Source organism: Allobosea sp. NPDC055594, assembly GCF_053618995.1.
This window is the reverse complement of sequence record NZ_JBSHIO010000052.1, coordinates 1-1358: the sequence shown is the minus strand read 5'-3', so window position 1 is coordinate 1358 and position 1358 is coordinate 1. Positions and strand designations below refer to the sequence as shown.

The window sequence follows — 1358 nt, the reverse complement described above, 5'->3', positions numbered from 1 at the left end:
GATGAAGAAGGTCTATCCCGATGCGGCGGCGGCTCTCGCCGGCATCGTCAAGGACGGCATGACCATCATGGCCGGCGGCTTCGGCCTGTGCGGCATTCCCGATGCGCTGATCGAGGCGATCCGCGCTTCCGGCGCCAGGAACCTGACCTTCATCTCCAACAATGCCGGTGTCGACGGTGCCGGGCTCGGCATCCTGCTCGAGACCAAGCAGATCAGGAAGATGATCAGTTCCTATGTCGGCGAGAACAAGCTTTTCGCCGAGCAGTATCTTTCCGGCCAGCTCGAGCTCGAATTCAACCCGCAGGGCACCCTGGCCGAGCGCATCCGCGCCGGCGGCGCCGGCATCCCGGCCTTCTTCACCAAGACCGGCGTCGGCACGCTGATCGCCGAGGGCAAGGAGGAGCGCGCGTTCGACGGCGAGCGCTACATCATGGAGCGCGGCCTGTTCGCCGACATCTCGATCGTCCATGCCTGGAAGGGCGATACCGAGGGCAACCTCGTCTACCGGAAGACCGCGCGCAACTTCAATCCGATGATGGCGACGGCGTCGCGCTTGACCGTGGCGCAGGTCGAGCATCTCGTCCCGGCCGGCGAGATCGATCCCGACCACATCCACACCCCCGGCATCTTCGTGAAGCGGATCGTCCATCTGGCGAACCCGGTGAAGCGCATCGAGCAGCGCACCGTCCGCAAACGCGAAACGGCTTGAGCAGGAGATCACGCACATGGCCTGGACCCGTGAACAGATCGCCGCTCGCGCCGCCAAGGAGCTGAAGGACGGTTTCTACGTCAATCTCGGCATCGGCATCCCGACGCTCGTCTCGAACTACATCCCGGACGGGATGAGCGTGCAGCTCCAGTCGGAGAACGGCATGCTCGGCATGGGCCCCTTTCCCTATGAGGGCGAGGAGGACCCCGACCTGATCAATGCCGGCAAGCAGACCATCACCGAGCTGCCGACGACGAGCTATTTCTCGTCGTCTGATTCCTTCGGCATGATCCGCGGCGGCCATATCGATCTTTCCATCCTCGGCGCCATGCAGGTCGCGCAGAATGGCGACCTCGCCAACTGGATGATCCCCGGCAAGATGGTGAAGGGCATGGGCGGCGCCATGGACCTGGTCGCCGGCGTAAAGAAGGTCGTCGTGGTGATGGAGCATGTCGCCAGGAACAAGGACGGCTCGGAATCGCCGAAGCTGCTCAAGGCCTGCGACCTGCCGCTGACCGGCGCCGGCGTCGTCGACATGGTGATCACCGATCTCGGCGTCTTCTCGATCGACGAGAACGGCGCCGGCATGACCCTGATCGAACTCGCCGAAGGCGTCACCCTCGACGAGATCAAGGCCAAAACCGAGGCG

General features: G+C 64.1%; 2 protein-coding genes. Both read left to right on the top strand.

Going from position 1 to position 1358, the window contains the following annotated elements:
* The first annotated feature begins 1 nt into the window (after position 1).
* Positions 2-709 carry a CoA transferase subunit A gene (locus tag ACWGRX_RS26920; protein WP_452120059.1) on the top strand — a complete coding sequence of 236 codons (708 nt, stop codon included), beginning with the start codon at positions 2-4 and terminating at the stop codon, positions 707-709.
* Positions 710-725: 16 nt separating this feature from the next.
* On the top strand, positions 726-1358 hold a 633-nt coding region (locus ACWGRX_RS26915), incomplete at its 3' end, for a 3-oxoacid CoA-transferase subunit B (protein WP_452120058.1).

Bases quoted from the DNA above. Each gene is read 5' to 3' on its own strand.
- ACWGRX_RS26920 (WP_452120059.1), top strand. From the start codon at position 2: ATGAAGAAGGTCTATCCCGATGCGGCGGCGGCTCTCGCCGGCATCGTC.